At 76.7% G+C, this 2,509-nt stretch carries 3 protein-coding genes; all 3 read right to left on the bottom strand.

The window, feature by feature from the left end; all coding sequences use genetic code 11:
• A partial coding sequence (locus ABZ914_RS50100; protein WP_500201633.1) for a bifunctional 4-hydroxy-2-oxoglutarate aldolase/2-dehydro-3-deoxy-phosphogluconate aldolase occupies positions 1 to 655 on the bottom strand: 655 nt, incomplete at its 3' end.
• Positions 649 to 1,794 carry a galactonate dehydratase gene (gene dgoD / locus ABZ914_RS50095; RefSeq protein ID WP_500201632.1) on the bottom strand — a complete coding sequence of 382 codons (1,146 nt, stop codon included), beginning with the start codon at positions 1,792 to 1,794 and terminating at the stop codon, positions 649 to 651. The genes ABZ914_RS50100 and dgoD, both read right to left, overlap by 7 nt.
• The coding region (locus tag ABZ914_RS50090; protein ID WP_500201631.1) for an SDR family NAD(P)-dependent oxidoreductase at positions 1,791 to 2,509 on the bottom strand (719 nt) is incomplete at its 5' end. The genes dgoD and ABZ914_RS50090, both read right to left, overlap by 4 nt.

Here is a 2,509-nt window from a genome sequence, read left to right as displayed (position 1 = left end):
GTTCGACGGCAACGCGTTCCACCCCGGCCACACCGCCCGTGACCACCTGGGCGTCTACGCCGCGATGGCAGGCTGCCCGGACAGCCGGGTCGCGGAACTGCTGGATCTGCTCGGCCTCGCCCACGCCGCCGACCGGGACGAACGGGACGTCCGGGAACGGGTCGCGCAGCGCGGTGAGGTAGCCGGGCCCGTGCGCGCTCGCCGGGAACAGCTTGACGGCCGTCGCGCCGGCGGCGACGGCCGCGGCCGCCTCGGTCGGCGTGAGCGCGCCGGCCAGCACGGGAAGGCCGAGCCGCAGCGCCTCGTCGACGCCCGCGCCGAGCGACGGCGTGACCGCGTACTCGGCGCCCGCGTCGCGGGCCCGGCGCGCGTCGTCCGCGGTCAGCACCGTGCCCGCGCCGATCCGCGCGGCTCCGGCGGCCTTGCCCGCGACCTCCTCGATCACGTCCAGAGCTCCGGCGCCGCTCAGCGACACCTCGATCAGCGCGACGCCCTCCTCCGCGAGGGTGAGCGCGGTGCGGACGGCCGCCGCCGGGTCGGGGCCCCGGACGATGGCGACCAGCCGGCGCCGCTCCAACTCCGCCGCGATCGTGCCCGCCGTGTTCGCCGCGCCCGCCGTGTTCGCCGTGTTCTCCGTGTTCGTCGTGTTCACCATTCCGCGTGCCCTCCGTCCGGGTGCCGCCAGACCGGCGGGCGCCACCGGTGCCCGATCCGGTCGGCGCGGCGCACCTCGTCCTCGTCGATCTCTATGCCCAGGCCCGGCGCCTCCCAGCGCTCGATCGAGCCGTCCACGAACGCGAACGGCGACCGGTCCGCCAGGTAGTCGAGCACCTCGGCGCCGTCGTTGTAGTGGATGCCGATGCTCTGCTCCTGGATCAGGAAGTTCGGCGTCGCGAACGCCACCTGCAGGCTCGCGGCGAGCGACAGCGGGCCGAGCGGGCAGTGCGGGGCGAGCAGCGCCCCGTGCACCTCGGCCAGCGACGCGATCCGCCGCACCTCGGAGATCCCGCCGGCGTGCGACAGGTCGGGCTGGACGACCGCGACCCCCGCCTGCAGCGCGGGCAGGAACTCGGCGCGGGAGAACAGCCGCTCCCCGCACGCGATCGGGGTCGTGGTGGACGCGACGACGTCGCCGAGCCGGTGCGTGTGCTCCGGCAGGACCGGCTCCTCCACGAACAGCGGGCGGTACGGCTCCAGCAGCGGGATGAGCCGCCGCGCGGCGGGCACCGTGATGCGGCCGTGGAAGTCCACGGCGAAGTCGGCCTCGTCCCCGATCGCCTCCCGGACGGTGGCGGCCCGCCGCACGATCGCGTCGATCTGCGCGGGCGGCGGCAGCGGCGCGGCCCGCCCGGAGGCGTTGATCTTCACGGCGGTCAGCCCGGCGGCGATCTGCGCGGCGGCCTCGTCCCCCACCTCGCCGGGCTCGTCCCCGCCGATCCAGCCGTACACCCGGACCCGGTCCCGGACCGCGCCGCCGAGCAGCTGGTGCACCGGGACGCCGAGCGAGCGGCCGAGGATGTCCCACAGCGCCTGGTCGAGCCCGGCGACCGCGCTGGACAGCACCGGGCCGCCGCGGTAGAACGCCGCCTTGGTCATGGTCTGCCACAGGTCCTCGACGCGGCGCGGGTCGGCGCCGAGCAGCAGGTCGGCCAGCTCGTGCACGGCGGCGCGGGTCGTGTCGGCCCGGCCCTCGACGACCGGCTCGCCCCAGCCGACGAGGCCGTCGTCGGTCTCCACCCGGCAGAACAGCCAGCGCGGCGGGACGAGGAACGTCTCCACTCTCGTGATCTTCATGCGGATCCCTTGGTGATGCTCCAGCCCCCGTCGACCCGCAGCGAGATGCCGGTGACGAACGAGGCGTCCGGGCCGGCGAGGAACGCGATCGCCGCCGCGATCTCCTCCGGGCGGCCGAGGCGCCCCGCCGCGGTCTCGGCGGCGCTGCGCCGCCGGTCCTCCTCGCCGATGCCGTCCCACTGCGCGGTGAGGACCGGGCCGGGCAGCACGGCGTTCACCCGGACGCCGGGCCCGTACTCGGCGGCGAGCTGCCGGGTCAGCCCGGTCAGCCCCGCCTTGGCGGCGGCGTACGCGGGGCGTCCCGGCAGCCCGAACGAGGCGTGCACGGACGACACGATCACGACGGCGGCGCGGTCGCTGGCGCGCAGGTCGCCGAGCGTCGCGCGGACGCCGAGGAACGTCCCGGTGAGCATGACGTCGAGCTGGCCCCGCCAGGACTCCAGGGAGATCTCGTCCGCCGCGCCCGGCTCGTAGCGCAGGGCGTTCGACACCAGGACGTCCACCGGGCCGAGCCCGGCGCGGCAGGCGCGGACGGCGCGGTCCCAGTCGCCGGGGTCGCTCGCGTCGCAGCGCAGGGCGAGCGCCTCCGCGCCGTCCGCGGTCAGCGCGGCGGCGACCTCGTCCACCTGCGCGGACACGTCGAGGAGCGCGACCGCGTACCCGTCGGCGGCAAGCCGGCGGGCGGTGGCCGCGCCGATCCCCTGGGCGGCGCCGG

The organism is Spirillospora sp. NPDC046719, assembly GCF_040645715.1.
In the GTDB taxonomy this organism is placed as follows: Bacteria; Actinomycetota; Actinomycetes; order Streptosporangiales; family Streptosporangiaceae; genus Spirillospora.
This window is presented reverse-complemented; position numbering and strand designations above follow the sequence as displayed.

What these genes read in the sequence shown, in the direction of transcription:
- dgoD (WP_500201632.1), bottom strand. Translation starts at nt 1,794, where the DNA reads ATGAAGATCACGAGAGTGGAGACGTTCCTCGTCCCGCCGCGCTGGCTG.